Raw genomic sequence first — 24990 nt, forward strand, 5'->3', positions numbered from 1 at the left:
GAAGCAGCTGACTGATCCTAGGACCAGCGCAGTTGCGGATTACAAAATCGCGCCATTGGTTTGTTTGCGTACTTTTTCAATCGTGCGCATTTTATGATCCCAGCATTCTTGCGAAAGATCGACTGGGTATTTCTGTGGATTCAAGTCACGTTTGTACTCGTCCCAAAGGGAATCCAAGCAATTCGTCGCATAGGCTTTGATGTGTTCTAAGTCAGGCACTTGATACACTTGCTGGCCATCCACAAAGATATCTTGCAACAATGGTCGCGCATCAAAGTTCGTCACTGTTTTGTTGATAAAGGTATGAACAGGATGGAACATGAACAGTTCGTCTGCTGCTTGTGGATTTTCTTCCCATAGCGTGACATAATCGCCTTCTGACTTGCCGTCAGATTTACGGGTGATCCGCCAAACTTGTTTTTTCCCAGGGGTCGAAACCTTTTCAGCATTGCTGGATAATTTGATGGTGTCGATCATTTCTCCCTGCTCATTTTCGATGGCCACCAGTTTATAAACCGCGCCTAATGCCGGTTGATCGTAAGCGGTGATCAGCTTGGTGCCGACACCCCACACATCGATTTTCGCCTTTTGCATTTTCAAGCTTAGAATCGTATTTTCGTCTAGATCATTGGAAGCATAGACTTTGGCTTCCGTGAATCCCGCTTCATCCAGCTGTTCACGGACTTTTTTCGAGATATACGCCATATCGCCGCTGTCGATCCGCACACCTAAGAAATTGATCTTATCCCCCATCTCTTTGGCCACACGAATCGCATTTGGCACACCTAAGCGCAATGTATCATAGGTATCGACTAAGAATACGCAATCTTTGTGGGTTTGGGCATACGCCATAAATGCATCATAGTCATTGCCGTAGGATTGCACGAGGGAATGGGCGTGGGTTCCGCTGGCTGGGATGCCAAAAATCTTCCCTGCCCGCACATTACTCGTCGCATCTGCTCCGCCAATATAAGCCGCTCGGGTCCCCCAAATGGCTGCATCCAATTCTTGTGCCCGCCGTGAACCAAATTCCAACAAGGGATCCGTGCCGATCACGGATTTGATGCGGGCAGCTTTCGTGGCGATCAGTGTTTGGAAATTGACCATATTCAGTAACGCCGTTTCGATCAACTGTGCTTGTGCCAACGGCCCTTCTACTTGAATGATCGGTTCATTGTTGAAGACTAAATCGCCTTCTAACGCAGAACGAACGGTACAAGCAAACTTGAACTCCTTTAGATACTCTAAAAAGGCTTCTGGGTAGCCGCCAATTTCTCGCAAGTAGGCAATATCCGTTTCTGAAAAGGATAAATCGTTCAAATAGTCGATCAATCGTTCCAGACCGGCAAAGATCGCATAGCCGTTTTCAAAAGGCATGTCACGGAAATAGCATTCAAACACCGCATTACGATCGGCTCTGCCTAACTCCCAATAGGTTTGCATCATGTTGATTTGGTAGAGATCGGTGTGCAGCGTCAAGCTGTCATCTTTAAATAATTTCTGCATGTTCTTACTCCCTCTAGCTTACTTCTTCTCATTATAGCAAAAAAAACACAAAAGACAGAAAATCTTGTTTTTTTCAAAAAAAGTTGGGTTTTTGCTAGTACAAGGCAATCCATCTGAGAACAAATTGCTCAAAAGCATGGGTCAGCCTCCTACTTATTGGCGCATCATTCCTGCGCACGTATAAGGTCGCCCCTTTGTTCAACGTTTGATTGCTCTTGCAACGTGCATGTCCCAACTTCTTTCAACTACTATTCTTTCACAGGCAATTGAACAAGAATGACATCTTTCCTCGGTTTAGAAAAGGTGATGCCTCTTGCTTCCATTTCTTTACGAATATTAACATTGACGGTCACGTCTTTGCGATCGACCTTCAGCAAACGATGAATCGCTGTGTCGACTTCTTCCCGACTGATTTTCTTTTTATTGTTGATCAATACTAAAGAAATCGTATCAAAACTATCCACATAGAGAATCTGCGTCCGATCAAGCGAGTACAATTTATAGTATTTGATCGCTATTTTGTCGAATAGATACTTGGAGATGTTCGGGTAAAAAGTTTCCATATTTAGATTTTGGTTTACTGGGGTTTCAATCAACTTCATGCACAACATCCTCTCTCGAAACTAATTCTGTTAAAATAAAGCGGCCAACACCGCCATCTTCCGCGCGCTCAATGGTTCGATCACAAACTGCTTTGATCGCTGGGCTGGCATTTGCTACAGCCAAAGAAACATCCACCGCTTCAAACATCGCAAGGTCATTTTCACCATCACCGATCCCGTAGCTTTTGGCAGCGGGAAAAGCTTCTAAAAAGGAACGGATCGCGGCACCTTTGGTCGCCAATGGATCAACGATCTCCAGTGTTTGGACAAAGGATTGAAAAATCGCAGCCGTTTCTGATTGGATCATCTCCCGCAGCCGTTCTCTTTTTTCGTCTGACGCTTCCATCAGTTCGATTTTGATGACCTTTATCTCTGGATGTTCCTTCATGAACTGCAGCACGTCGTCTTTATGAAGACATTCGTTGTAAAAGAACTCATATTTGTAGTCAGCGATGATTTGTCCTCGCTCCCCTAACTCCGCGAGTAACTGCTTGCGGCTTTCTTGAAACTGCGCTTCATACAAATGCGCTTGTGGGGAAATGATGCCATGGTCAGTATGTAAGAAATAAAAAACCTCTTCTGTTTCTAAGATACCAATCACTTGCGCCAATGTCTTATAGGGCAAGGTATGCGTCAAAACAGGCGCTTCTCCTTTTAACATCAGACCAGCGCCGTTTCCAAAAATCACATCGCAGGAAAGGCCTTCTTCCGCCATCATATCTTGAACAAGCTCAAATCCTCGCCCTGTGACAAACACAAAGTGATCCCCTTGGTCTTGCAAACAACGGATGGCTTCTTTATTGATCTCATGAATCGGGTGCCCCATTTCTTGGAACGTCCCATCAATATCAGAAAAAACTATTTGCATCTTATCTTCCTTTCTTTGTTATAATTATAGCACATTTTAAAAAACGCAAAAAAATTTTCTTGACTTTGTCGTTACGTCAACCTTTAGGATACAGGTGTAAGGAGGGAAAAGCCGATGGAATATACGATCAGTGCCTTAGCTAAACTGTCAGGAGTCAGCAGCCGTACCCTGCGGTATTATGATCAGATCAAGTTGTTACAACCGCAACGCACCAACTCAGCTGGTTACCGTATCTACGGGAGACAGGAAGTCGATCGCCTACAGCAGATTTTATATTTTAAGTCTTTTGGGCTGTCATTAGAAACAATCCGCGGAATCTTGTATGAGCCACAAGAATCGATCCAAACGGTCTTGTTGCAGCATTACCAACAGCTTTTACAAGAGCGAGCAGCCCTGGACAGTCTTTTGACCACCTTAGCGCAAACAATTGATTATTATGAAGGAGAAAAGACGATGACCGATCAAGAGAAATTCCGTTATTTTAAGGAACAAAAAATTCGTGAAAACGAAGCGAACTACGGTGCCGAATTACGAGAAGCCTACGGTGAGGAAATCATCGAACAAAGCAACCAAAAGTGGCAGCAGATGACCCAAGTCGATTATCAAGCACTGACCGACAACGAAAACCGCTTGTTGCAGCTGATAAAAGAGCTATTGAATGAAAAGGAAGGGAAACGAATCCCTTCTGACAAAGCCGAAAAGGCTTTTGCTGCGCATCAAGCATGGCTTAAACAAGCAGCGCCCTTTTACTCAGCAGAATATCACCGATCTTTAGGGGAAATGTACGTTCAAGACGAGCGTTTTACCGCCTATTACGATCAAAAAGCAGGCGTCGGCAGCGCGCAGCTGTTGAAACAGATCATTGACCATTACACCAAATCCCATTAAAAAAACGATGCGCAAGCACTGCCCGCTCAGGGGCACTGTTTGCGCATCGTTTCGTCTGTAGCTATCGTTTGATGAACTCATAGGGCATGCGATAGTTGCCGCTTTTTTCCATTACCGCCAATTGGACGGCGGTCTCCCCGCAAGCTTGCAAGTGATGATCGATCGTTGAAAGCTGCAGCAGCTCGCTGATGTATAGATTGTCCCGTCCAATCACGAGCCATTCTCCCGGCGCCTGCGACTGAATCCCAGCAGCAACATGATCCCCATTGGTGAAAATCGCTTCGACTCCTTTATCTGCAAAATAAGCAGCCGCTTCTTTGCCATCTTCTTCCGTCAAGCAATCCCAAAAAATCAAGTCTTCGGAAAAGGTCGAAAAATAGTCATGAGCCAAACGGACCGTGATTTTTGAATTGCTGCTGAGCTTGCGGCTACGTCCCAATGTCACGCCGATTTTCTGGATGCCTTGTTCCTTAAAATACGTGAAGACCTCCTTGATCGATTCCTCTCGATCGATATAAGTGCAGCCGTCAGTCAAATACGAGATATTTTCACAAAAGACGATGCGTCCGTATGAACGATAAGGCAATAAGGTTTCGATCGGATTCGCCCGCGAGGTAATGATCAAAGCATCAAAGCTTTTCGCCGCAAATTCTTGCAAATATGCTTCCTCTACTTGCGGATCATAGTTCGTGGCTAAAAGCGTCACCTTATAGCCACGAGCAAACGCTGCTGTCGTGATGCCGCTCAATAATCGATCAAAATAGGGATGATTGACAAACGGCAGGATCACACCGATATTTTTGGTTTTGCCGACACTTAATGCCCGCGCCGTGTAATTCGGAATATAGTTGACCTCTTCCATGACAGCCAGGATCTTACGACGCTTTTCTTCACTGACATAAGGATTGTTATTAATGACTCGTGAAACCGTTGAGACCGAATAGCCGGTCAAGCGTGCAATATCCCGAATGTTTGCCATGACTCACTGCTCCTTAAACGAATAATTGTTCTTTCATATAGTCTATCACACTTAGCCCACATGTATAAAATTCATAGTAATCGTTGTGATGGATAAATCCGATGCGCTGAGACCCGAAGTGTTCATCACACGTCAAGTGACTGATCTCATCCACAGGAATTTCTACTAACCGTTCTTGAAAGAACCCTTTTGGCTTCGTCAATACCAGTTGTTGTCCATCAAATGCCAACGTCACATAACAACATTCCGCACCATTTTTCTTCATGTATGTATTCATGTTTCCATCCCGCCTTCCTTTTTATAAATCAAGCATACTGTATGAAACGCGTCTCAGAGCAAGTCATTTGTTTCACTTTTTGACAAAAACCGATCGCCCTTCATGTGAATCACTTCGCATATTTTGCTTTTGTTGGTACAATAAAAAGAGAACAGTGCGAAAAAAAGCGCTATTTTTTAAGGAGGACCGCAAAGTGACATTAGAAGAAGCTTTTTTATTAGACACCTTGCGTTGCCGCTTCAAATTTTTAAGAGAAGAACGCGGATTGAGCCCAAAAGAAGTATGCCAGCATCTCGATGTGTCTTACCCCGATTACACCTTATACGAAGCAGGCGATCGCTTACCCGATGTATTGACGCTGCTACACGCAGCTTCCCTCTATAATGTTTCTGTCGATTACTTATTAGGACAGACAGAACGACCAGAACGGTATTTATGCTAACAATCGACTTTATCGAAAAAACGATCAAATGGTCGTTTTTTCTTTTGCCTCTTTTCCACTTTTCATCGATTAGCAACAATTGTTATCTAATCAAATGAAAAAAATCAAATCATGCGGTTCTTCTTGAAAAAAAATGATAGAATAAACCATCATACATAGAAGGAGTTCAAACAAACATGACCTATGCACTAGAACTAACCGATTTACGCAAAGTCTATGCTACCGGCGTTGAAGCGTTGCGGGGCATAAATTTGACGGTGGAAGAAGGCGACTTTTATGCCTTGTTAGGCCCAAACGGCGCTGGAAAGTCCACCACCATCGGCATTATCACCTCTCTTGTCAATAAATCTTCGGGAAGCGTCAAAGTCTTCGGCTACGATTTAGACAAAGAATTGGTCCAAGTCAAACAACAGATTGGTCTGGTTCCCCAAGAATTCAATTTCAATCCCTTTGAAACGGTCCAGCAGATCGTTGTCAATCAAGCTGGGTATTATGGTGTCCCTCGCAACGAAGCCATCAAGCGCAGCGAAAAATACTTGAAGCAGTCGAATTTGTGGGAAAAACGCAATGTTCGTGCGCGGATGCTGTCAGGCGGGATGAAACGCCGTTTGATGATTGCTCGTGCCCTGATGCATGAACCACGGCTATTGATTTTGGATGAACCGACGGCAGGTGTCGATATCGAATTACGGCGGGAAATGTGGAGCTTTTTGCGGGAATTGAACCAAAAGGGCACAACGATCATTTTGACGACCCATTATTTAGAAGAGGCGGAAATGCTTTGCCGCAACATCGGGATCATCCAATCTGGTGAACTGATCGAAAACACCAGCATGAAGTCCTTATTGGCAAAACTGCAATTTGAAACCTTTCTTTTTGATATCGCACCGATCAAGCAAGCACCAACGATCACTGGGTATCCGATCCAAATGGAAGATGAACAGACCATCGCTGTTGAAGTCGCTCGAGATCAAGGCGTCAACGATCTTTTTGCCCAATTCAGTCAGCAAGGGATCAATGTCCTCTCCATGCGCAACAAATCCAATCGCTTGGAAGAACTATTTTTGAAAATCACCGAAGAATCACACGAAGCGGAGGAAAACCATGTTTAGTCTTTATTTTACAGCCTTAAAAAGTTTAGCGGTCAAAGAGACCAACCGCTATTTACGGATTTGGGTGCAGACCCTCGTCCCACCCGTCATCACTACTTCCTTATACTTTATTATCTTTGGGAAAATGATCGGCAGCCGCATCGGCGAAATGGGCGGCTTTTCTTATATGGAATTTATCGTTCCTGGGCTGATCATGATGTCGACGATCACTAGTTCTTACTCTAACGTGTCATCTTCCTTCTTTTCACAGAAGTTTCAAAAAAACATTGAGGAACTCTTAGTGGCGCCGGTCCCTACCCACGTCATCATTTGGGGCTTTGTCTTTGGCGGACTTGGCCGTAGTATCTTGGTGGGCACATTGGTGACCATCATTTCCCTTTTCTTCGTCCCATTACATGTTTATTCTTGGGTCATCGTTGTCTTAACCCTTGTCATGACCGCCATCTTATTTTCATTAGCAGGGTTGCTAAATGGGATCTTCGCCCAATCCTTTGACGATGTTTCCATCGTGCCAACCTTTGTTTTACAACCATTGACCTATCTTGGAGGCGTCTTTTACTCCATCAGCATGCTACCGCCAATTTGGCAAACGATCTCCAAAGTCAACCCGATCGTGTATATGATCTCTGGTTTCCGTTACGGATTTTTGGGCACCATCGATGTCCCGATTTTCCTCTCCATCGGTATTTTGGTCTTGTTCATTGTCGTCTTATACAGCGTATGCTGGTACTTGATCCAAAAAGGCCGCGGGCTGCGTAGTTAATTACAAAGAAAAAAAGATGAACTTCGTTAACGAAGCTCATCTTTTTTCTTTTATTAGGCATTCAAAACGACTTTTTCCAGTAATGCACCGGCTTGGTGTCTGCCTTCTAAATCAGTACTTCCAGAAAATTGTTGCACGCGATCCATGTTGGTGATCAAAACGATCACCATGGTTTCTTTGCCTTGCTGCTTGATAAACGGCAGATCCATTTGTGCCAGTTTGGTTTGCGGAGTGACTTGCTCCCCAGCTTTGACAAAGACTTCAAAGCCTTGACCGCCAAGGGAAACTGTATCGATCCCCATATGCACAAGAACTTCCACGCCGTTTTGGGTTTTGATCCCGACGGCATGTTTTGAAGGGAACACAGTGGTGACTTCGCCACTGACTGGTGCAAAGATTTGGCCATCTTGTGACTCGATGGCATAGCCTTCTCCCATCATTTTCGTTGAAAAAACTTCATCTGGTACATCTTCTAATGGGACGTATTCACCATGGGTCACGGCATGCAGATCCACTTCGTTGGTGTAACGATCGCCTTCTGCTGCTTGATTTGGTACCAAGAACCAGCTCATGGCAAAAGATAAGCCGATCGCCAAGATGATCCCTAGAACGGCGTAGATAAAGTATTCCCCGATATAGGCTGGCAAACTAAAGATACTTGAAAGAATGTACCCATAAATACGAACACCGAAGAAACTGATGAAGGCAGAAGCCACAGAACTACCAACTGTTGCTGCGATAAAGGCTTTTTTATACTTCGATAAAATCCCGAATAACGCAGGTTCTGTGATCCCTAACAAGCCTGAAACCGCCGACGATAGAATGATCGATTTTTCTTCTTTGGTTTTGACTTTGAAATAAATAGCTGCTGTTGCGCCGGTGATTGCCATATTTGCCATAAACATCATTGGCATCAGCATATCATATCCTTGATTGGCAAAGTTTTGCAAAGCGATCGGGGTCATGGCATGATGCAGTCCCGTGAAGATTGCGATTGGTCGAATCGCCCCTACCACGATTCCTGCTAAGACAGGCGAGATAGTGAATAATCCAGCCACGCCAGCAGCCAATAAGTTTCCTAGATGGATACTGATTGGGCCAATGACCGTTAATGTCAAGATACCAGCGACAAACAACGAAATCGTCGGTGTAAACACGGTACGCAGCACTTGTGGTAAGAGTTTATCGACCCAACGGTAAATATAACTGAGCGCCAGCACGGCAAAGATAATGGGAATCACTGTCCCTGCATAGTTAAAGACGGGTACTGGCAATACGCCGAACAAACGAAAGGCGGAAATACTCCCTTCGGCTACCGCATTGGTCATCGTTGGAAATTGCAGCGTTGCCGCGATTGCGATCGCTAAATATTGATTGGTTTTAAAAATCCGAGCGGCAGAAGCAGCAACAAAAAATGGCAAGAATGTGAATACGCCGCTCGCGATCATGTCGATCACTAAATAGGTATCTGTTTGATTAGAGATGACATTCAATGCCACCAATCCAGCCATCAATCCTTTGATCATTCCTGCGCCAGCGATAGCTGGAACGATCGGACCAAAAACGCCAGAAACGGTATCCATAAATAAGGAAACGGCTCCTTTTTTCTCTGATGTTTCCCCTTGGTTCGCTTCATCAAGACCTAATTCTTTGGCTAAAGGTGCATAATAATCAGCAACATCCGTTCCTATCACTACCTGCAGCTGATTGCTTTGATATTTTGTTCCTACGACTTTGGGTGTTTTTTCTAACGCCGCATAGTCGACTTTTTTCTCATCCTTTAAATCAAAACGCAAGCGAGTCATACAGTGCCATGCATTGTTGATATTGTCTGATCCGCCAACATCTTTAATGATCTGTTTTACGATGTCTTCTTTGGTCATCTTTTTTTCCCCCTGTTGTTTGCTAACGGTCCTGATCCATTTGACGGGCGCCCTTTCAGGTGTTTCCGTTTTCACACACATAGTAGCATGCTCACACAGACTTGTAAAACCAGTCCTTTTTTGATAAAACCAGAATAAAAACGCTATATATCAACGTTTTATTATAAAATAGGCAAAAATTGGACTGGTTTTATGGTGTATATCCAGTTTTTATTAGACCAAATTGACAGCGGTTGCCAAGCATGTTTCAATGGCTATAGCAACTAGAGACAAAAATTGGAGTGAATGAAATGACACCAACGATCATCACCGACGTCAAAGCCTTTGCGATCAAACCTGATCGTCATAACCTTGTTGTCGTTAAAGTAGAAACAAACAAAGGCGTATCTGGGTTAGGTTGCGCAACCTTCCAGTTTCGCCCACTAGCCGTAAAAACCGTCGTTGACGAGTATTTACGCCCCCTCTTACTTGGCCGCGATGCCAATCAAATCGAAGATCTTTGGCAAGTGATGAATGTCAATTCTTACTGGCGGAATGGTCCGATCACCAACAATGCCATCTCAGGAGTCGACATGGCTTTATGGGACATCAAGGGACAATTAGCCGATATGCCATTGTATCAACTGTTAGGTGGAAAAGCGCGTACGGCGATTCCCGCCTATACCCATGCCGTGGCAGATAATCTCGAAGACCTTTATCAAGAAATCGATCGCTTCTTGGCTGAGGGCTATCGCTATATCCGTTGCCAATTAGGCTTTTATGGTGGAAATCCTAGCCAACTGCAAACACCCGATCAGCCCATCGCTGGTTCCTATTTTGATCAAACAGACTACATGGACACAACACTGAAAATGTTTGCTGCGATCCAAGAACGATACGGCAATCAATTTCAAATGCTGCATGACGTGCATGAACGGCTGCATCCAAACCAAGCGATTCAATTTGCAAAAGCCGCTGAGCCTTTCAATCTCTTTTTCCTAGAAGATATTTTGCCGCCGGATCAAAACAAGTGGTTGCAGCAACTCCGCAGCCAGTCGGCGACCCCGATCGCGACCGGCGAATTGTTCAATAATCCGATGGAATGGCAAGAGCTAGTCAAAAATCAACAGATTGACTTTATGCGTGCCCATGTCTCACAAATCGGTGGGATCACGCCAGCATTGAAATTGGCTCACTTCTGCGATGCGATGGGCATTCGGATCGCTTGGCACACGCCGTCTGATATCAGCCCTGTCGGCTTAGCCGTCAACACCCATCTAAATATCCATCTCCACAATGCCGCGATCCAAGAAACGATTGCGATCCCAGCAAATACCCAGTCGGTCTTTGGTGGTAGTCCACAACCTGAAAACGGCTATTTTTATCCCATCGAGAAAAGTGGGATCGGAATCACGTTCGATGAAGCAGCAGCTTCGGAATTTCCCGTGGTTTACCGTCCTCACGAATGGACCCAGAGCCGTACACCAGACGGCACTTTGATCACTCCTTAAACACAACAAAAGACATCCCCTGTCCAATCGACAGGGGATGTCTTTGTTCTCTCTGGGTAAAGACGACGCAACTGGCACATTTGCTTTCCTAAAAATCAATCGATGCGTGAGCGATGGATCTCACGGTCAAAGGGACGGATGTAGGTCACGGCATAATCAATGGCAACGATATTGCTGAACTCATACACGCGGCCGTCTTCTAAAATCGCCCGATTGCTGATCTGCATTGCCGGTGTTCCCCGCTTGCACAATAAAATACCCGATTGCGCGGTCGATGTGGTGATGGGGGTATAGCTTGTGATGTAGTGGGAAATGCGGTATCCGCAGCTTTCGACATAGCGTTGGATCGAGTGCTCCACGATTTCTTGTGTCAATTCAGGAAATAGGCTGACGGGCAATTTAGAGGTTTCCAGCTGTTCGATTTTATAATTGACGATCCGCACTCGTTCAAAGATCCAGACTTCCTCGTCTGGGCCTATTTGGAAAATCTGCTGTTCATCCAACGTTGCTGCCGCCTTATTCAAGGAAATCATTTTGGAATGGATGCGGTCATAAGGGGTGCGGGTCAAGGAATTAAAGATCATTGGGTTTTTGACCCATTTTTCATGGATAAAAATCCCTGAACCTTGTACCACTTTGACGATCCCGATCTCTTCAAGGTTTTTGATTGCTTGCTGGATCGTAAACCGCGAAACGCCATAGGTTTGCGCAAGGGTTCTTTGGTTGGGTAATTTGCCGGCAGAAAATTCTTCCTGATAGATTTTACTCAACAGATCTTGCACGATAAATTCACGTTTTTTCATAATGGCTCCTTCATTTGAGCGGGAGCGATCTCGCTCATGGACCAACTGCAAGCCTTCATATCGATACGACCACTGGCTTTGAAGACCACCCCTTCATCGACGAGTGCTGCTTTTCGCCCATTGGCGGTGGGACCAACTAAGACGCCATCTGCCCGCACGACTCGATGGGCAGGGACATCCTGAGGGCTCAAGCGCATCGCTCGACCGACTGCTCGCGCGCCGTTGATTTGTCCCAATTTCCACGCAATCTGACTATAGGAGACGACTTTACCAAAAGGGATCTGCCGCGCCAGCGCATAGACTTCTTCATAGAATGGATTCATACTGTTCGCTCCTTCTTTGATTCTTTCTATCATAGTACTGGATTCCCTGCCAATAGTAAATGAACAGACGCAACTTTAGCAATAGCCATACAAACACTCGATTCCTTCTCTAGCAAGCCAAGAACGAATCGAGTAGTCATTAGTTTGGAAAATCAAAGTAGGTTTTCGCATTGTGATAAGAGATATCTGCGACGATCTGCCCTAAATATATTTCATCTGCTGGTAGTTGTCCGTCTTCTACCCATTCACTGATCACCTGACACAAAATCCGCCGGAAATACTCGTGGCGTGGATAAGACAAAAAGCTGCGAGAATCCGTCAGCATGCCGACGAAGTTTCCAAGAATCCCGCCTTCTGCTAGGGTCGTCAACTGATATCGCATACCAGAATACGTATCATTGAACCACCAAGTAGAGCCTAATTGCAGCTTGCCTTTGCGCTCTTCTTGGAACGCCCCCATCAGCGCAGTCAACACTGGATAATCTTTGGGGTTCAGTGAATACAAAATCGTCTTCGGCAATAAGCTTTCCGCCTGAAGCTGCGCCAATGTCCGACTTAAGCCGCTCGCTAGACGATCGTCCCCCATCGCATCACCGCCGCTATCAGGTCCTAGTTGTTGGAAAAGTTTTTGACTGTTGTTGCGAGTCGCCATCAGATGCAATTGCGCGGTCCAACCTTGCTTCGCGTATTGGCGCATCAAGTCAATCAGCAAGCCGGTTTGAAACTGTCTGATTTCTTCATTAGTCAGTGTCCCAGTGGTCAAACGCTTCTGAAAAATCGCTTCAAGTGCAGCGGTATCGTAGGCTTCCTCTCCAAGACGTGATAGACTGTGATCTGCTAAACGACAGCCCCGTTGCTGGAAGTAAAAAATACGTACGGCCAATGCTTCAACCAGCGTTTGATAGCTAGTGATTTCTTTGTTCGCAGCTGCAGCCAATTGCTTAAGGTATGCTGGAAATTCTGAATTCTGCAGATTGATTGCTTTGTCAGGACGAAAGGTAGGATACACAGCAAAGGATTCTTCTGCCAGCTTTTGATGATACGTCAACGAATCAATGGGATCATCCGTCGTACAGATCACCTCAACGGCCATCTTTTTGATCAGCCCTCGTGGTGAAAATTCCTTCGTCTGCAACTGTTGATTGGCTTTTTCCCAAATGCTTGCTGCATTGGCTAGTGTCAACCGCTCATCCATACCAAAGATTCGCTTCAATTCCAAATTGGTCCAGACATATAATGGATTGCCAATGCAAGCCTCCAAGGTCTGCGCCCAAGCACAGAATTTTTCGTAGTCATCAGCATCGCCAGTGATCAAAGATTCTGCAACACCATTGGCTCGCATCAAGCGCCATTTGTAATGGTCCCCCGCCAGCCACGCTTGGGTCAGATTGGTGAAGTTTTGGTCTTCGAAAATCTCTTTCGGATCTAAATGACAATGGTAATCAATGATCGGCTGCTTTTTTGCATACCCATGGTATAACTCTTTGGCAAAGCTGTTTTTCAAAATAAAATCGTCAGTTAAAAACATTTCTTCGCTCCTTTTCTTAACGCCCCACGCTCTTGTCGATGGCTTCCCACAACCCTAATAAGTAGGAAGCGCCGATCGCCCGATCATATAAGCCATAGCCTGGACGTCCCGTTTCTCCCCAGATCATTCGCCCATGATCTGGTCGAATATAGCCGTCAAAGCCATTTTTGTACATCGCTTCTAGGATCTGATACATGTCTAACGAGCCTTCAGAGGAGAGATGCGGTGCTTCATAAAAGTCTTTGTCATTGCCCAAGTATTGAATGTTACGAACATGGGCAAAAGGAATCCGATCCCGGCGACAAAACTCAGCCAAAATCTCATAGACATTATTGGCTGGGTCTTCGGCGATACTGCCAGTACAAAGTGTGATGCCATTTGACGGACTGTCGACCACGTTACAGACCCAATCCAGATCATCACGGTTTTTAACGATACGCGGCAGACCAAAAATCGAATAGGGAGGATCATCTGGATGAACAGCCATCTTGATGCCGACCTCTTCGCAGGTGGGAATGATGGCTTTTAGGAAATAAGCAAAGTTTTCTCTTAATTTGTCATCATCGACATCCTTATACGCAGCAAACAATTCTTTGACATGTGCCAAACGTTCTGGTTCCCAGCCTGGCAAGGTATAGCCAGAGCTTGACTCCTCAACTTCTTTGACGATCTCTTCTGGGTCTTTGTCGATCCCTGCTTTTTCAAATGCCATCGTAGAAGAACCATCGGCTAAGCGATAATCGAGATCCGTTTTGATCCAATCAAAAATCGGCATAAAATTATAGCAGATCACTTCGATTCCGTATGCTGCCAAATTACGAATCGTTTCTTTGTAGTTTTCGATATACAGGTCTCTCGAAGGCAAGCCAATCTTGATGTCATCATGAATATTGACACTTTCGATCACCTTCAGAGAAAGTCCAGCTGCTTCGACTTCTTCCACGAGCGCCTTGATCCGTTGTTTGGGCCAAACTGCCCCAGCAGGCAAATCAAAAAGTGTGCCGACGATGCCTTTCATCCCAGGAATTTGACGGATATCTGCTAACTTGATTTTATCGTATTCTTTTCCATACCAACGAAATGTCATTTCCATTTTTTATTCGATCCCTTCTACTGTTTCATGTAATGTTTTACGAACTGCGCCGGTTCCTGTTAGCATCTTAGCGAACAAGTGACCCACGTTTTCAGCGATTCCTGCTTGATAGAGATCCAAACCAAAAATCTGCGGATTTGCTAAGATTGGTCGAATGATCTCTTGAACATCGGCGGCTGACCCCAACTGACACTCATGTAAAATCTCTTGCAATTCTGCTAAGAGGGGATCAGGACTTGGGACAAATGGATGGCCTTCATCATCGATCGCTAAGAGATAACGCAACCAGCCAGCAATCGCTAAAGGAATAAAAGTCAGCTCAGAAGCCGAGCCTTCTTTCTCCACATACTTTTTGATGGTTTCACCAAAACGGATGGCGATTTTCTGTGAGGTGTCTGCGGCGATGCGCTGGGGGGTGTCAGGAATCAGCGGATTCGGTAAACGAAGACCGACCACCTCATCGATAAATTTCTTTGGCTGAATGATCTCAGGATCTTCCACTACCGGCAAGCCTTCACGATAGCCGATTCCTTTGATCAAAGCGACAATATCTGGATCGGTCATTTCCGCAGCAATGGATGTATAGCCGAGTAAACAGCCGAACAAACTCATTGCCGTATGCAGTGGATTCAAACAAGTTGTGACTTTCATACTATCGGTTTTGTCTACGATCTCTCGACTCGTCAAGATCACCCCCGCTTTGTCTAAATTCGGGCGACCGTTCGGGAAATCATCTTCAATCACTAAATAATGAGTCGCCTCTGTATTAGCAAACGGAGCGATCATCGTTCCTTTATCGGTCCGAATGACTGGCAGCTGCTGAATGCCAGCTGCTGCTAATTCTTCTGCAACTGCTGTTGAAGGATTTGGCGTGATCCGATCGATCATTGACCACGGAAACGTCACTTGCGCGTTGTTTTCTAAGTATCGGACGAACGCTTCTGAAATATGCCCCAGCTTTTGCCACTCTTTTGCGATGGTGACAATCGCAGCTTGGAAACGGAGCCCATTTTGCGAAAAATTGTCGGTAGAGACCATAGCGATCGGAAGAGCCCCTGATTGAAAACGATCCCATAAAAAGCTAGCCAAAATGCTCATTGTATGGTTGACCTGATGAGGACCCGCAGCGAGATCCGCTTGGACGACAGGCAAAAAATTCCCCTGACTGTCTTTTAAGCCATAGCCTTTTTCTGTGATTGTTACGGTGACCAATTGTAGTGACGGCTCACGAAATACTTTACGTATATGCTCATAACTCGCAGTGCGGGAAGGATGGCAATAATAACTAGCCGCCGTTGATTGGAGCAATTTTTTCTCCAACCGTCCCCCTTCGTGCATGATCACTTCTAAAATGTCATTCTCGTAAGGCGCGTACACTTGATCGATCACTTGTTCATCAAAGGTTTCACACACTACGATTCCTTTTGACAACGCTTGTTGATCGATCAACGTTTGGGCTACTTCTGCGTGAAATGCCCGATACAAATTTCCCCCACCAAAGTGTAGCCATTGAAACTGAGTATCTGATTGATCCCTCACTTCTTTGGGAACGACCGGCATCGTAACTCCTGCCTGCTTCAAGGCAGCAAAATCAAACATCCTACTTCCTCCTTTTTCTTAAAAATGATATATTAGTATTCTAGTTCATTCCATACTGAATTGCAAGCCTTTACAAAAGGTTATTCAACTTATATACTAGTTTTATTACTCAAAACTATCCCTAGGCACTTTCCTTCAGAGTTTTTCTTTCGAAGGGAATTGAATGCCTGATACAGAAAGAAGCGTTTATGTTGAACCTTACAAATTTTCAATCACAAGCTTATGAATCAATCAAAGAGTTGATCTTAACCGCCAAACTGATTCCCGGTCAAAAAATATCTGAAAAGGAATTGGAGCAACGACTAACCATCGGCAGGACGCCGATCCGCGAAGCAATTATTCGTCTGCGCCGTGAAGCACTGATCCATGTCGTTCCCCAAAGCGGCACCTATATTTCTAAAATCAGCATCAAACAAATTGAAGAAGCTCGTTTTGTCAGAGAGACGCTTGAAAAAGAAGTATTCGTAGCTGCCTGCCAAGCCGTTACAGAAGAACAACTGAAAGAACTAGAAAAACTCGTTATTTTGCAGCGGACCTATGCCCAATTGAAGGATGAAATCGAGTTTTTCCAACTCGACGAGGCCTTCCATCAGTTGATTTATAAAATCGCCGACAAAGAAAATGTCTGGAATTGGCTACAAACGATCAATCTGCCATTAAATCGCTTCCGCTTCTTACGTTTAGAGGTGGAGGAATTGTCTTGGGAAATTATTTTGCGAGATCATGAAGAAATCTTAGCAACCTTAAAAGAAAAAGACCAAGCCAAAATTGCTCCCTTGGTCGGGCAACACATTGATGTCATTGATAACGATCTGGTTTTTGTGGAAAAAGCCTTCCCCGATTACTTTACGGAGTAAAGCTATTTGAAAATCATGGACCTTAAAAACCACCCTCGTCGAGTAGATAGCCTACTTGACGAGGGTGGTTTCATACGCTGAACAAGCGAGAATACGCTCATTCGATCGGGTGATAACTAAAGCCTTGCCCCAGTACTTCTGAGACATTATTGACGATCACAAACGCTTTTGGGTCAATCGTCTCAATGATTTGTCTGATCTGCATAAACTCTTGGTCGCTGGCAACGATCAGCAGCACTTGCTTGTCGGCTTGCTGGTAACCGCCTTGGGCAGCCAACAGGGTCGCACCCCGAGCTGTTTTATCAAAGACCGCTTCTCGAATCTTATTCACGTGGTTCTCACTTAAGATCATGATAGATTTCTTTCGGTTAAAGCCGGTTTCAATGTAGGTCATCACACCAGAGGTGATCACGATCGATAAGATCGCAAACAAGAACTCTTCAAACCCGAAAACGAACAAGTTCATGGAAACAACGATCGCATCGGTCGCCAGCAAGCCAATCGCTGGATTCAAATTAAAGTATTTCTTGAAAATCAGCGGTGGAATCGTTGTGCCGCCGCTGGAAGACTGATTTTTGTACAAAATCGCTACTCCTAAAGCAAAAATCGCACTGCCAAAAATCACGGAAAGCAACCGGTCTTCAGCCACCATATATTCCGGAACTAAAGCAATTGCTACTGGAAAAGCAAAACTACCATAGAGGACTTTCATAAAAGGCCCCTTCCCTAAAAAGGCATAGGCAAGAATAAGCATGAGAATATTCAAGACCATGATCACAGCCGCTCGATCCCAACCGAGTGCTGACTCTAATAAAATACCGATTCCGCTGACACCGCCAGCTGCCACATGATGCGGTCCTAAAAATAAATTGATGCTTGCCGCTAACAAGAAAAGTGCTGCGGTGATTTTTCCATAGGCTTTCAGAATTGTCATTTGTTTCCTCTTTTCTCTGTCATTTTCACGGTTTATTCAAGCTGCTTTGCAGCCATTCTTACTCCTCACTATACGCCCATTAGATGTCACCGACAAAATTTATGTTTAGCCAGAGGGAATAACCAGAAATCTGTTGGCTGATTGCCTGATTCAATCGTTCTCGCAAGGGATCTTGCTGACCTACTGTATCGAGAGGAGTTGCAGGTAAAATCACTACATCTAATTCCACAATGACTTGATTACCGACTTTGGCGGTACGTAACACAAAGTCCACCACTTCTTCTGCGCGCAATTCTTTTTCAACGATCGTCATGATGGTCTCCCGCAGTTCTTCTTTTGGGGTAGAGGAAGTCAATTCTAAAATCGCTGCTTTCAACTCTTTTATCGAAAGCTGGATAAAGAACAAGGTGATCCCGATGGAGATGATTGGGTCGACATACATCGCAAAATCCCCATAGGGACTGGCTTGGATCAGCCAGGACACAAGAAATGAACCGACGACACCCAGACTAAAGAAAAAGCCGAAACGCCATTGTTCTAGTTCCACCCAATAAAAGGGATGGGTCAGTGGTTTCTTTTTTAAGTACAAGTAAAAAGAGAAACAGTAGATCGTACCAACCAGCGAGAAATACAAACCGATTGGATCAATCATGCCATCACTGACGTGTAATAAACTAAAAGCAGATTCAATGATCCCATAAATTGAGATCAGCAGGATGATACTATATTGAATAAATACCACTAATGGCATCAATGCCTCTTTACCGAATGGAAAACGTTCAAAATCTTGGGCTTGGATATATTTTGCCACGTACAAAGCAATCAGTGACATCACTGCACCAATCAATGTATAGACCCCATCTAACAAGAGGACGTTATAACTGACCAGCAACCCAAAAAGCAAGGCACCGCCACCATAGATACTCCCAGCGACAATCGATGCCAACAAAAGCTTGCGTATTTTTTTCTTTTCACTCATGATACTCCTCATCTTTCACAAAAAAACTATTCTTTTGATTGCGTTCTTCCATCTATAAGCCTATCTTCCCATATAAATAACATGAAAAACAGTCAATTTTTTCATACAAAGCGGAAAAAAATAGTGTTGCTGTCAATCATTCACTCTATTCTCTAGTGATGCATATTCGATCTTTCTATTCCACTCTTTTTACATTCTGGTGTAAATCCCCTTGACTACGCGGATTGATTCCCTTATCATCAAGGGTAACCATATTCAATCAGAATTTTCAGAATATTCCGTTATATTTTTCATAACGGCGATTCATTGGAAGACAGGGAGGATGAAGAGAGTGAATGAAGCAAAACAAGTCCCATGGACAGGAGAACCAAATCAACGTGCGATCAACTATTTGAATGAAGAAGGCAAAGTGATCGTTTGCCCAACCAAAGTCGGCTATATCATTGCCGTCTCTGATAAAAAAGGGCTGGAACGCAAGTTTTCAGCGAAAAATCGCAAGCGTAACAAACCAGGCGTCGTTCTTTGCAGCTCATTGGAACAGCTACATGAATTAGCCGAACTAAATGCGGAAACCGCCGCCGTTTACGAAACTTGCTGGAACAATGACGTGTTATTCGGTGCGATTTTGCCTTGGAAAGAATCAGGAAAAGCCTATATCCCAAATGATGGTTCAGAAGAATTGATGACGGACGTTCGGGGAACCAGCTGTTTTGTGATCAAATTCGGTGTCCCTGGTGAGCAGATTTCAAAAGAATTTTGGGATCAGCAAAAGAAATTGCTTTTCGCCAGCTCAGCGAACCCTTCAGGCAAAGGAAACCGCGGACTTGTTGAAGGGATCGGCGAACAAATCGCGCAAGAAGCCGATCTAATCATTGAAGGCAACGACTATGTTGCATCGATCCAACCAGACAAAACGCTGGAAACCCGCTATGAGCAAGGAGTCATGGTTTCTTTCGTTGATAAAGACGGCAACTTGATTCCTGAGCAAGGAGACCAACGCTCCATCACACCCGCACCTGTCTTGATCCGTAAAGGACTCGATGTTGAAAAAATCCAAATGTACCTTTCTGATTACTTCAACTCATGGGACTATCGCCACGGGGAGTACTATTGATCTTTCATTGTCAACAAGGAACCGAAGAACCAGCTAGCTGCCCTCCTTTTCAAGGAGAACCACTCAGCTCGTTCTTCGTTTTTTTAATTGAAAAAATACTTTTCTTCTATCGTTTTTCTTTCAAAAGCTGAATGATCTCTGCCTGCTGTTTGATGATCGTATCTTGTTGCTTGATTTTAATCCAGTTTTGATCGATTTGGATAGCTGCTCCGAGATTTTTGTAACTAAGGTTGGGGATCTCCATGAAATGTATTCGGTGTGCAGATAAGTCATTAAAGATCTGGACAGACAGACCATCACTCAATTCATGGATCTCTTTTTCTTCAAGATATTGGTTGATCAGATTTTCTACAGTCAAACGCTTTTTTCGTTTCTTGCCTTGTGTACCATTCGAATTTTCGGATTTCTTGTTCGTACCAAACATTTTTGTTCTCCTTTCGTTAGGTCATCCTTCCTTCATTTTGTGATTCCGTGTCTCTTCTTCAGTGACCAAAATAAAATCGAGCGAAACCTACATGTAAATATTTTGTCACAAAATAGCATTATTATCTACATATTATTGTTTTTAACGATAAAAAAGGAATGAATTACGATCAGGTTTCATCTGTCTTAGAATTCCAACTCTATTTCTGCTATAATACCCTCGTAAACACATAGGAGGTACTCGATGAAAAAGCATTCCTCAATTGCTTTCTAGGGGACGACGCCAATGACAGTGACTTTGGACTACACTTACTGCTGGGTTGTGGGCTGCCGCAACACAGTGCTTAGCACAAAACGAAAAAACTAAGCGTGGTACGGATTGCGAAATCGCATGAAGCTGGAAGCAGAAGTAATCGTTACGGACGGTGAATGTGTCCCTAGCCAAAGAAGCCTGATGAAGAACGAACGGAACCCTTTTCTCTCAAAAGAAATCATTCTTTTGGAGGAAAGCAAAATGAGAAAAGATGAAAATACGACCTTTGTTTGTAAAAACTGCAGTACGCCTGTGGCACCCTTGACCAATGGTTCTTACCGCAACCATTGTCCCCAGTGTCTCTACTCGTTACACGTGGATATTCGCCCGGGTGATCGTCAAAATACTTGCCATGGCTTGATGCGACCGATTGACTATCGCCAACATTCCAAAAAAGGATATCAGCTGCTGCATGAATGCACCCGCTGCAAAAACCAGCAGTGGAATATCGTGGCACAGGATACGCAACAGCCAGACCATTTTATTGAGTGGTTGGCTCAAACCGCTGCGTATCACTAAAAAACCAAAGAAGACCATGCTTAAGGCTGGTCTTTTTTGGTTATCAGAACAACGGATCTCTTATACCACTAACTGCTCATAGACATTGTCGTCATAAGAAGCGCTTGCTTTAACCTAAAAAAAAACAGCCCGCTGTTTCGTCGATTGGTTGACGAAATTGCGGGCTGTCCTGCTAGTGTCTTCTTGATGATTTTACGTTGGTTTGCGCTTATTCAAAAACGAATTGATTGTGATACAGTTCCGCATAAAATCCGTCGGCCGCCACCAATTGATGGTGATTGCCTTCTTCAATGACTTTGCCATCCTTCAAGACAACGATGCGGTCGGCATTCAAAATCGTCTTCAAGCGATGGGCGATCACAAAACTGGTTCGTCCTTTGATCGCTTCATCCATTGCTCGTTGAATTTTCGCTTCGGTCACGGTATCAACGTTACTGGTGGCTTCATCCAAAATCAACAATTCTGGATTGGTCAAAATCGTTCGGGCAATACTCATCAATTGTTTTTGACCAGTACTGAAAAGATTGTTCTCTTCGGTGATCTCCGTGTCATAGCCTTTTTCCAACGTCATAACAAACTCATGGATATTGGCTTGTTTCGCTGCTGCAATGACTTCGGCTTCAGTCGCTTCTGGTTTCCCAAAAGCAATGTTTTCGCGAATCGTCCCTGAGAACAACACGGATTCTTGCAAAACGATTCCCACTTGAGAACGCAGCAGATCCAAGTCTAGCTCCCGGATGTCGATGCCGTCAAAGGTCACAGAACCACCATTCACATCATAGAAGCGATTCAACAGGTTCATGATGGTCGTTTTTCCTGAACCCGTCGGTCCGACTAATGCGACCATTTCGCCTTTGTTGACTGTGATCGAGACATCTTTTAGGACCAATTTTTGACTGTCATACCCAAAGTCCACATGATTCAAAGCAACCGCCTCTTTGATGCCCTTCACTTTGATCCCGTCTTTTGGTTTGACTTCATCAGGTTCATCAAACATTTCATTGATTCTGCGCGCACCGGTGATCGCCAATTGAATCATGCTGTAACCAGAAGAGATCTGCATCAATGGTTGGTAATACTGCTGCGAATACTGGACAAAGGTCACAACTAATCCTAAAGCAACAGAACGTTCTAAGTCACCGTTCAATGCTAACCAGCCACCAAAGAAAATCACGATTGCCGTGTTCAACAAGGACATCCCTTGCATCAAGGGGAAAAGCAGCCCAGAGTAGACTTGCCCTTTGTAGGTAGCTTCGCGGACTTGTTGGTTGTGGACCAAGAAACCGTCGATGGTTTCTTCTTGCAGTCCATTGGTGATGATGATTCGTTGACCACTGATTTTTTCATCAATATAGCCGTTTAATTTTCCGACTTCATCTTGCTGCAGATCGACATATTTGCGGGCTTTTTGGATCACGATCACCGCGATTAAGACCGCAATCGGGGTAGAAGCAATCGTTGCCCATGCCAATTCAACGTTTTGACGGAACATCATGATCAAGATCCCCACCATTAAGACTACATTGGTCAGCACTTGCAACAATGCTTGGTTCAGACTGTTTTGGATGTTATCCAAGTCACTGGTAAAACGGCTCAAAATATCACCGTCTTGATGAGAATCAAAGAATTTGATCGTCAATTTTTCCAGTTTATTAAATAAACCGATCCGCATTCTGTTGGTTGATTTCCCCACCACTTGCGTGAACAAGATACTATAAACAAAATTGGCTGCACTGGCTAAGACATAAAAAATCAACAATTTCCAAATGATCGATAGAAAAGCTGATTTATCATCGACCCCTTGCATCAAACCACCAACATAATTCGCCAACTCTTGGAACGCTTCTCCGACAAAGACTGGCGCTTGCACTTGCAGATACGTTGCCAGAATCACCGTCACAAAAATGAATAGAAACGACCACTTGTATTGTTTTAAGTAATGGTAGAAAAATTTACTCGCTTTGAACAAATCTGTCATGGTTACTCCTCTCCTTTCTGTGTTGCGAAGATTTCTTGATAGATGGCATTGTTATTGGCTAAAAATTCATGGCTTCCTTCACCAACCAGACGTCCATTATCTAAAACGAAGATGCGGTCGGCTTTCACAACAGAGGCAATCTTTTGCGCGATGATGATCGTTGTCGTGTCTTTTAATTGTTTTTCAAACGCTTCGCGAACCAATTTTTCCGAACGAGCATCTAATGCACTCGTACTATCATCCAAAATCAAAATTTTCGGTTCACCGATCACTCCTCGAGAAATCGATAAGCGTTGCTTTTGCCCTCCAGAAAAATTGCTGCTGCGCTCGGAGACCGGCGCTTCAAACCCAGCGGTCAATTTTTGAATAAATTCACTGGCTTGGGCGATTTCCGTTGCGCGAGACATCTCAGATTCTGAGGCGTCTTTTTTCCCTTGCCGCAAGTTTTGGGCAATCGTTCCTGAAAAGAGGATCGCTTTTTGCAAGACAAAAGCGACCGTTTTACGCAAGCTTTGTTCATTGACTTCTTTCAAGTCAACGCCGCCAACTCGCACGACACCTTCCGTTGGGTCAAACAAACGAGGAATCAGCTGCGCCAGTGTTGATTTGCCGGCACCAGTCGCCCCTACGATCCCAATCATTTCACCAGGTTTGATGGTAAAACTGATAGCCGTTAGGGCATTTTTTTCATCCCCAGGGTAACGGAAGCTGACGTTTTCAAAAGCGACACTTCCAGACAACTCTTGTTCTGGGACATCTTGGTATTGCAGATCCGGTTCGGTATCTAGAATCTCTTTGATCCGTTTAAGCGAAACTGCAGCCCGCGATGTCATCATCATCATCATGCCGCCGATAATGATCGCCATCATAATTTGCATCAAATAATTCATGAATGAGGCAATTCCCCCAATCAAGGTTGGATCATCTTTCGCTAGATCACTGACAAAGAAGATCGCGCCAACGACGGCTAAGTTGGCTGCCAGCATAAAGGAGGGGATCATTACAGAGAACAAGGTTCCTACGATAATATTATGCTTCGTTAACGTTTCACTGACTTTGGAAAAGCCTTGTAGCTGGTTTTCTTCTTGAACAAAAGATTTCACCACACGAATCCCCATCAAATTTTCTTTGGCAATCCCATTGATTTTGTCGATCAAGTTCTGGATGATCATAAAGTGTTTGCCCATCCGTGTAAAGGAGAGTGCCGTAATCACTAAGACAGCGATAATTAGTAAGACGATGATCCACCAAAGTTGCGGCATGGTTGTCATCGCCAAAATGAAGGCACCGATAAATAAGAACGGGATGCGAAACAACGATTGCAGCGAGATCATCACTAAGTTTTGAATTTGAGTGATGTCATTGGTCAAGCGCACCACTAGGTTTCCTGCCGAGAAGGTTTCGATATTACCAAATGAGAATGTCTGGATTTTCCGAAACATCTCTTCCCGAATATCGGCACTAACGCCTTGCGCCACTTTCGCAGAAAAAATCGTGTTGATAATCCCTGCAACAAGGCCTAGCAATGCTAGCCCAATCAGCTGCATACCAATTTTTTTCATTTCATCATTGTTTTCGGTAATAATTGATTCTAGCACTTGCTGCAAGAGCTTCGGCTGCCATAATGCAGCAACGACCATTAAAATGACCGATAATAAGGCAATGCCGGTTGCCGCTTTGTACTTTTTGACATGGCGTAAGACCAGATCCATATACG

At 44.4% G+C, this 24990-nt stretch carries 24 protein-coding genes; 8 read left to right on the forward strand and 16 right to left on the reverse strand.

Annotation, left to right across the window (positions count from 1 at the left end; translation table 11 throughout):
• Window positions 1–39: 39 nt before the first annotated feature.
• From IGK14_RS13095 to IGK14_RS13105, 3 genes are all read right to left on the reverse strand, one after another.
• Window positions 40–1506, reverse strand: a complete 1467-nt coding sequence (locus tag IGK14_RS13095; RefSeq protein ID WP_010749897.1) for a nicotinate phosphoribosyltransferase — start codon at window positions 1504–1506, stop codon at window positions 40–42.
• A 248-nt stretch (window positions 1507–1754) separates the two neighbouring features.
• The gene (locus IGK14_RS13100; protein ID WP_010749898.1) at window positions 1755–2108 is read right to left on the reverse strand and encodes a DUF1827 family protein; all 354 of its coding nucleotides are present in this window, start codon (window positions 2106–2108) and stop codon (window positions 1755–1757) included.
• Entirely contained in the window at window positions 2095–2976 is an 882-nt protein-coding gene (locus IGK14_RS13105) for an HAD-IIB family hydrolase (RefSeq protein WP_010749899.1), read from the reverse strand. Before IGK14_RS13105 ends, IGK14_RS13100 begins: the two co-directional genes overlap by 14 nt.
• A gap of 114 nt (window positions 2977–3090) precedes the next feature.
• On the opposite strand from IGK14_RS13105, the gene IGK14_RS13110 reads away from it, so the two are divergent.
• Window positions 3091–3864 (forward strand): MerR family transcriptional regulator, encoded by a 774-nt coding sequence (locus IGK14_RS13110; RefSeq protein WP_010749900.1) that lies wholly within the window; start codon window positions 3091–3093, stop codon window positions 3862–3864.
• Window positions 3865–3925: 61 nt separating this feature from the next.
• Here the strand turns inward: IGK14_RS13110 and IGK14_RS13115 are convergent, their stop codons facing one another.
• The gene (locus IGK14_RS13115) at window positions 3926–4843 is read right to left on the reverse strand and encodes a LacI family DNA-binding transcriptional regulator (RefSeq protein ID WP_010749901.1); all 918 of its coding nucleotides are present in this window, start codon (window positions 4841–4843) and stop codon (window positions 3926–3928) included.
• A 13-nt stretch (window positions 4844–4856) separates the two neighbouring features.
• Window positions 4857–5120, reverse strand: coding sequence for a hypothetical protein (locus IGK14_RS13120; protein WP_005228502.1), 264 nt, complete (start codon window positions 5118–5120; stop codon window positions 4857–4859).
• Window positions 5121–5313: 193 nt separating this feature from the next.
• Here IGK14_RS13120 and IGK14_RS13125 point away from each other — a divergent pair, with 193 nt between their 5' ends.
• From IGK14_RS13125 to IGK14_RS13135, 3 genes are all read left to right on the forward strand, one after another.
• Entirely contained in the window at window positions 5314–5562 is a 249-nt protein-coding gene (locus IGK14_RS13125; protein WP_005234115.1) for a helix-turn-helix domain-containing protein, read from the forward strand.
• 176 nt (window positions 5563–5738) lie between these two features.
• Window positions 5739–6674, forward strand: coding sequence for an ABC transporter ATP-binding protein (locus IGK14_RS13130; protein ID WP_005228500.1), 936 nt, complete (start codon window positions 5739–5741; stop codon window positions 6672–6674).
• Entirely contained in the window at window positions 6667–7437 is a 771-nt protein-coding gene (locus IGK14_RS13135) for an ABC transporter permease (RefSeq protein WP_005228499.1), read from the forward strand. The genes IGK14_RS13130 and IGK14_RS13135 overlap by 8 nt, the downstream gene beginning before the upstream one ends.
• A gap of 53 nt (window positions 7438–7490) precedes the next feature.
• On the opposite strand, the gene IGK14_RS13140 is transcribed toward IGK14_RS13135, so the two are convergent.
• Window positions 7491–9320, reverse strand: coding sequence for a glucose PTS transporter subunit IIA (locus IGK14_RS13140; protein WP_010749902.1), 1830 nt, complete (start codon window positions 9318–9320; stop codon window positions 7491–7493).
• Between the two features lie 290 nt (window positions 9321–9610).
• On the opposite strand from IGK14_RS13140, the gene IGK14_RS13145 reads away from it, so the two are divergent.
• Window positions 9611–10810 carry an enolase C-terminal domain-like protein gene (locus IGK14_RS13145; RefSeq protein ID WP_010749903.1) on the forward strand — a complete coding sequence of 400 codons (1200 nt, stop codon included), beginning with the start codon at window positions 9611–9613 and terminating at the stop codon, window positions 10808–10810.
• A 95-nt stretch (window positions 10811–10905) separates the two neighbouring features.
• Here IGK14_RS13145 and IGK14_RS13150 read toward each other — a convergent pair whose 3' ends face one another.
• The 5 genes from IGK14_RS13150 to IGK14_RS13170 form a co-directional block, all read right to left on the reverse strand.
• Window positions 10906–11613 carry a GntR family transcriptional regulator gene (locus tag IGK14_RS13150; protein WP_010749904.1) on the reverse strand — a complete coding sequence of 236 codons (708 nt, stop codon included), beginning with the start codon at window positions 11611–11613 and terminating at the stop codon, window positions 10906–10908.
• A complete protein-coding gene (locus IGK14_RS13155; RefSeq protein ID WP_010749905.1) occupies window positions 11610–11936 on the reverse strand; it encodes an MGMT family protein in 327 nt (108 codons plus the stop codon). Before IGK14_RS13155 ends, IGK14_RS13150 begins: the two co-directional genes overlap by 4 nt.
• Before the next feature lie 139 nt (window positions 11937–12075).
• Window positions 12076–13464 (reverse strand): glucuronate isomerase, encoded by a 1389-nt coding sequence (uxaC, locus tag IGK14_RS13160; protein ID WP_438712398.1) that lies wholly within the window; start codon window positions 13462–13464, stop codon window positions 12076–12078.
• 16 nt (window positions 13465–13480) lie between these two features.
• The gene (gene uxuA / locus IGK14_RS13165; RefSeq protein ID WP_438712401.1) at window positions 13481–14557 is read right to left on the reverse strand and encodes a mannonate dehydratase; all 1077 of its coding nucleotides are present in this window, start codon (window positions 14555–14557) and stop codon (window positions 13481–13483) included.
• A gap of 3 nt (window positions 14558–14560) precedes the next feature.
• On the reverse strand, window positions 14561–16156 hold the full coding sequence (locus tag IGK14_RS13170) for a mannitol dehydrogenase family protein (RefSeq protein WP_010749908.1): 1596 nt from the start codon (window positions 16154–16156) through the stop codon (window positions 14561–14563).
• A 188-nt stretch (window positions 16157–16344) separates the two neighbouring features.
• Here IGK14_RS13170 and IGK14_RS13175 point away from each other — a divergent pair, with 188 nt between their 5' ends.
• A complete protein-coding gene (locus IGK14_RS13175) occupies window positions 16345–17013 on the forward strand; it encodes a GntR family transcriptional regulator (protein ID WP_010749909.1) in 669 nt (222 codons plus the stop codon).
• A 97-nt stretch (window positions 17014–17110) separates the two neighbouring features.
• Here the strand turns inward: IGK14_RS13175 and IGK14_RS13180 are convergent, their stop codons facing one another.
• Both IGK14_RS13180 and IGK14_RS13185 read right to left on the reverse strand, forming a co-directional pair.
• Window positions 17111–17947 (reverse strand): YitT family protein, encoded by an 837-nt coding sequence (locus tag IGK14_RS13180; RefSeq protein WP_438712403.1) that lies wholly within the window; start codon window positions 17945–17947, stop codon window positions 17111–17113.
• Between the two features lie 79 nt (window positions 17948–18026).
• Entirely contained in the window at window positions 18027–18926 is a 900-nt protein-coding gene (locus IGK14_RS13185; protein ID WP_010749911.1) for a cation transporter, read from the reverse strand.
• A gap of 322 nt (window positions 18927–19248) precedes the next feature.
• Here IGK14_RS13185 and IGK14_RS13190 point away from each other — a divergent pair, with 322 nt between their 5' ends.
• A complete protein-coding gene (locus IGK14_RS13190; protein ID WP_174273011.1) occupies window positions 19249–20040 on the forward strand; it encodes an L-threonylcarbamoyladenylate synthase in 792 nt (263 codons plus the stop codon).
• A 106-nt stretch (window positions 20041–20146) separates the two neighbouring features.
• Here IGK14_RS13190 and IGK14_RS13195 read toward each other — a convergent pair whose 3' ends face one another.
• Complete coding sequence (locus IGK14_RS13195) at window positions 20147–20464, reverse strand: hypothetical protein (protein WP_010749913.1); 318 nt, start codon at window positions 20462–20464, stop codon at window positions 20147–20149.
• A 513-nt stretch (window positions 20465–20977) separates the two neighbouring features.
• Here IGK14_RS13195 and IGK14_RS13200 point away from each other — a divergent pair.
• Window positions 20978–21295, forward strand: a complete 318-nt coding sequence (locus IGK14_RS13200) for an RNHCP domain-containing protein (RefSeq protein WP_010749914.1) — start codon at window positions 20978–20980, stop codon at window positions 21293–21295.
• Window positions 21296–21503: 208 nt separating this feature from the next.
• On the opposite strand, the gene IGK14_RS13205 is transcribed toward IGK14_RS13200, so the two are convergent.
• Together IGK14_RS13205 and IGK14_RS13210 are read right to left on the reverse strand one after the other, a co-directional pair.
• A complete protein-coding gene (locus IGK14_RS13205) occupies window positions 21504–23273 on the reverse strand; it encodes an ABC transporter ATP-binding protein (RefSeq protein WP_010749915.1) in 1770 nt (589 codons plus the stop codon).
• 2 nt (window positions 23274–23275) lie between these two features.
• Window positions 23276–24985 (reverse strand): ABC transporter ATP-binding protein, encoded by a 1710-nt coding sequence (locus IGK14_RS13210; protein ID WP_010749916.1) that lies wholly within the window; start codon window positions 24983–24985, stop codon window positions 23276–23278.
• Window positions 24986–24990 lie beyond the last annotated feature (5 nt).

Origin of the sequence: Enterococcus sp. DIV0970a, assembly GCF_051711265.1 — a bacterium.
GTDB lineage: Bacteria > Bacillota > Bacilli > Lactobacillales > Enterococcaceae > Enterococcus_D > Enterococcus_D casseliflavus.

Excerpts from the sequence above, each read along its gene's own strand:
- IGK14_RS13095 (WP_010749897.1), bottom strand. The coding sequence starts at position 1,506 with ATGCAGAAATTATTTAAAGATGACAGCTTGACGCTGCACACCGATCTC.
- IGK14_RS13100 (WP_010749898.1), bottom strand. The coding sequence starts at position 2,108 with ATGAAGTTGATTGAAACCCCAGTAAACCAAAATCTAAATATGGAAACT.
- IGK14_RS13105 (WP_010749899.1), bottom strand. The coding sequence starts at position 2,976 with ATGCAAATAGTTTTTTCTGATATTGATGGGACGTTCCAAGAAATGGGG.
- IGK14_RS13110 (WP_010749900.1), top strand. The coding sequence starts at position 3,091 with ATGGAATATACGATCAGTGCCTTAGCTAAACTGTCAGGAGTCAGCAGC.
- IGK14_RS13115 (WP_010749901.1), bottom strand. The coding sequence starts at position 4,843 with ATGGCAAACATTCGGGATATTGCACGCTTGACCGGCTATTCGGTCTCA.
- IGK14_RS13120 (WP_005228502.1), bottom strand. The coding sequence starts at position 5,120 with ATGAATACATACATGAAGAAAAATGGTGCGGAATGTTGTTATGTGACG.
- IGK14_RS13130 (WP_005228500.1), top strand. The coding sequence starts at position 5,739 with ATGACCTATGCACTAGAACTAACCGATTTACGCAAAGTCTATGCTACC.
- IGK14_RS13135 (WP_005228499.1), top strand. The coding sequence starts at position 6,667 with ATGTTTAGTCTTTATTTTACAGCCTTAAAAAGTTTAGCGGTCAAAGAG.
- IGK14_RS13140 (WP_010749902.1), bottom strand. The coding sequence starts at position 9,320 with ATGACCAAAGAAGACATCGTAAAACAGATCATTAAAGATGTTGGCGGA.
- IGK14_RS13145 (WP_010749903.1), top strand. The coding sequence starts at position 9,611 with ATGACACCAACGATCATCACCGACGTCAAAGCCTTTGCGATCAAACCT.
- IGK14_RS13150 (WP_010749904.1), bottom strand. The coding sequence starts at position 11,613 with ATGAAAAAACGTGAATTTATCGTGCAAGATCTGTTGAGTAAAATCTAT.
- IGK14_RS13155 (WP_010749905.1), bottom strand. The coding sequence starts at position 11,936 with ATGAATCCATTCTATGAAGAAGTCTATGCGCTGGCGCGGCAGATCCCT.
- uxaC (WP_438712398.1), bottom strand. The coding sequence starts at position 13,464 with ATGTTTTTAACTGACGATTTTATTTTGAAAAACAGCTTTGCCAAAGAG.
- uxuA (WP_438712401.1), bottom strand. The coding sequence starts at position 14,557 with ATGGAAATGACATTTCGTTGGTATGGAAAAGAATACGATAAAATCAAG.
- IGK14_RS13170 (WP_010749908.1), bottom strand. The coding sequence starts at position 16,156 with ATGTTTGATTTTGCTGCCTTGAAGCAGGCAGGAGTTACGATGCCGGTC.
- IGK14_RS13175 (WP_010749909.1), top strand. The coding sequence starts at position 16,345 with ATGTTGAACCTTACAAATTTTCAATCACAAGCTTATGAATCAATCAAA.
- IGK14_RS13180 (WP_438712403.1), bottom strand. The coding sequence starts at position 17,947 with ATGACAATTCTGAAAGCCTATGGAAAAATCACCGCAGCACTTTTCTTG.
- IGK14_RS13185 (WP_010749911.1), bottom strand. The coding sequence starts at position 18,926 with ATGAGTGAAAAGAAAAAAATACGCAAGCTTTTGTTGGCATCGATTGTC.
- IGK14_RS13190 (WP_174273011.1), top strand. The coding sequence starts at position 19,249 with ATGAAGAGAGTGAATGAAGCAAAACAAGTCCCATGGACAGGAGAACCA.
- IGK14_RS13195 (WP_010749913.1), bottom strand. The coding sequence starts at position 20,464 with ATGTTTGGTACGAACAAGAAATCCGAAAATTCGAATGGTACACAAGGC.
- IGK14_RS13200 (WP_010749914.1), top strand. The coding sequence starts at position 20,978 with ATGAGAAAAGATGAAAATACGACCTTTGTTTGTAAAAACTGCAGTACG.
- IGK14_RS13205 (WP_010749915.1), bottom strand. The coding sequence starts at position 23,273 with ATGACAGATTTGTTCAAAGCGAGTAAATTTTTCTACCATTACTTAAAA.
- IGK14_RS13210 (WP_010749916.1), bottom strand. The coding sequence starts at position 24,985 with ATGGATCTGGTCTTACGCCATGTCAAAAAGTACAAAGCGGCAACCGGC.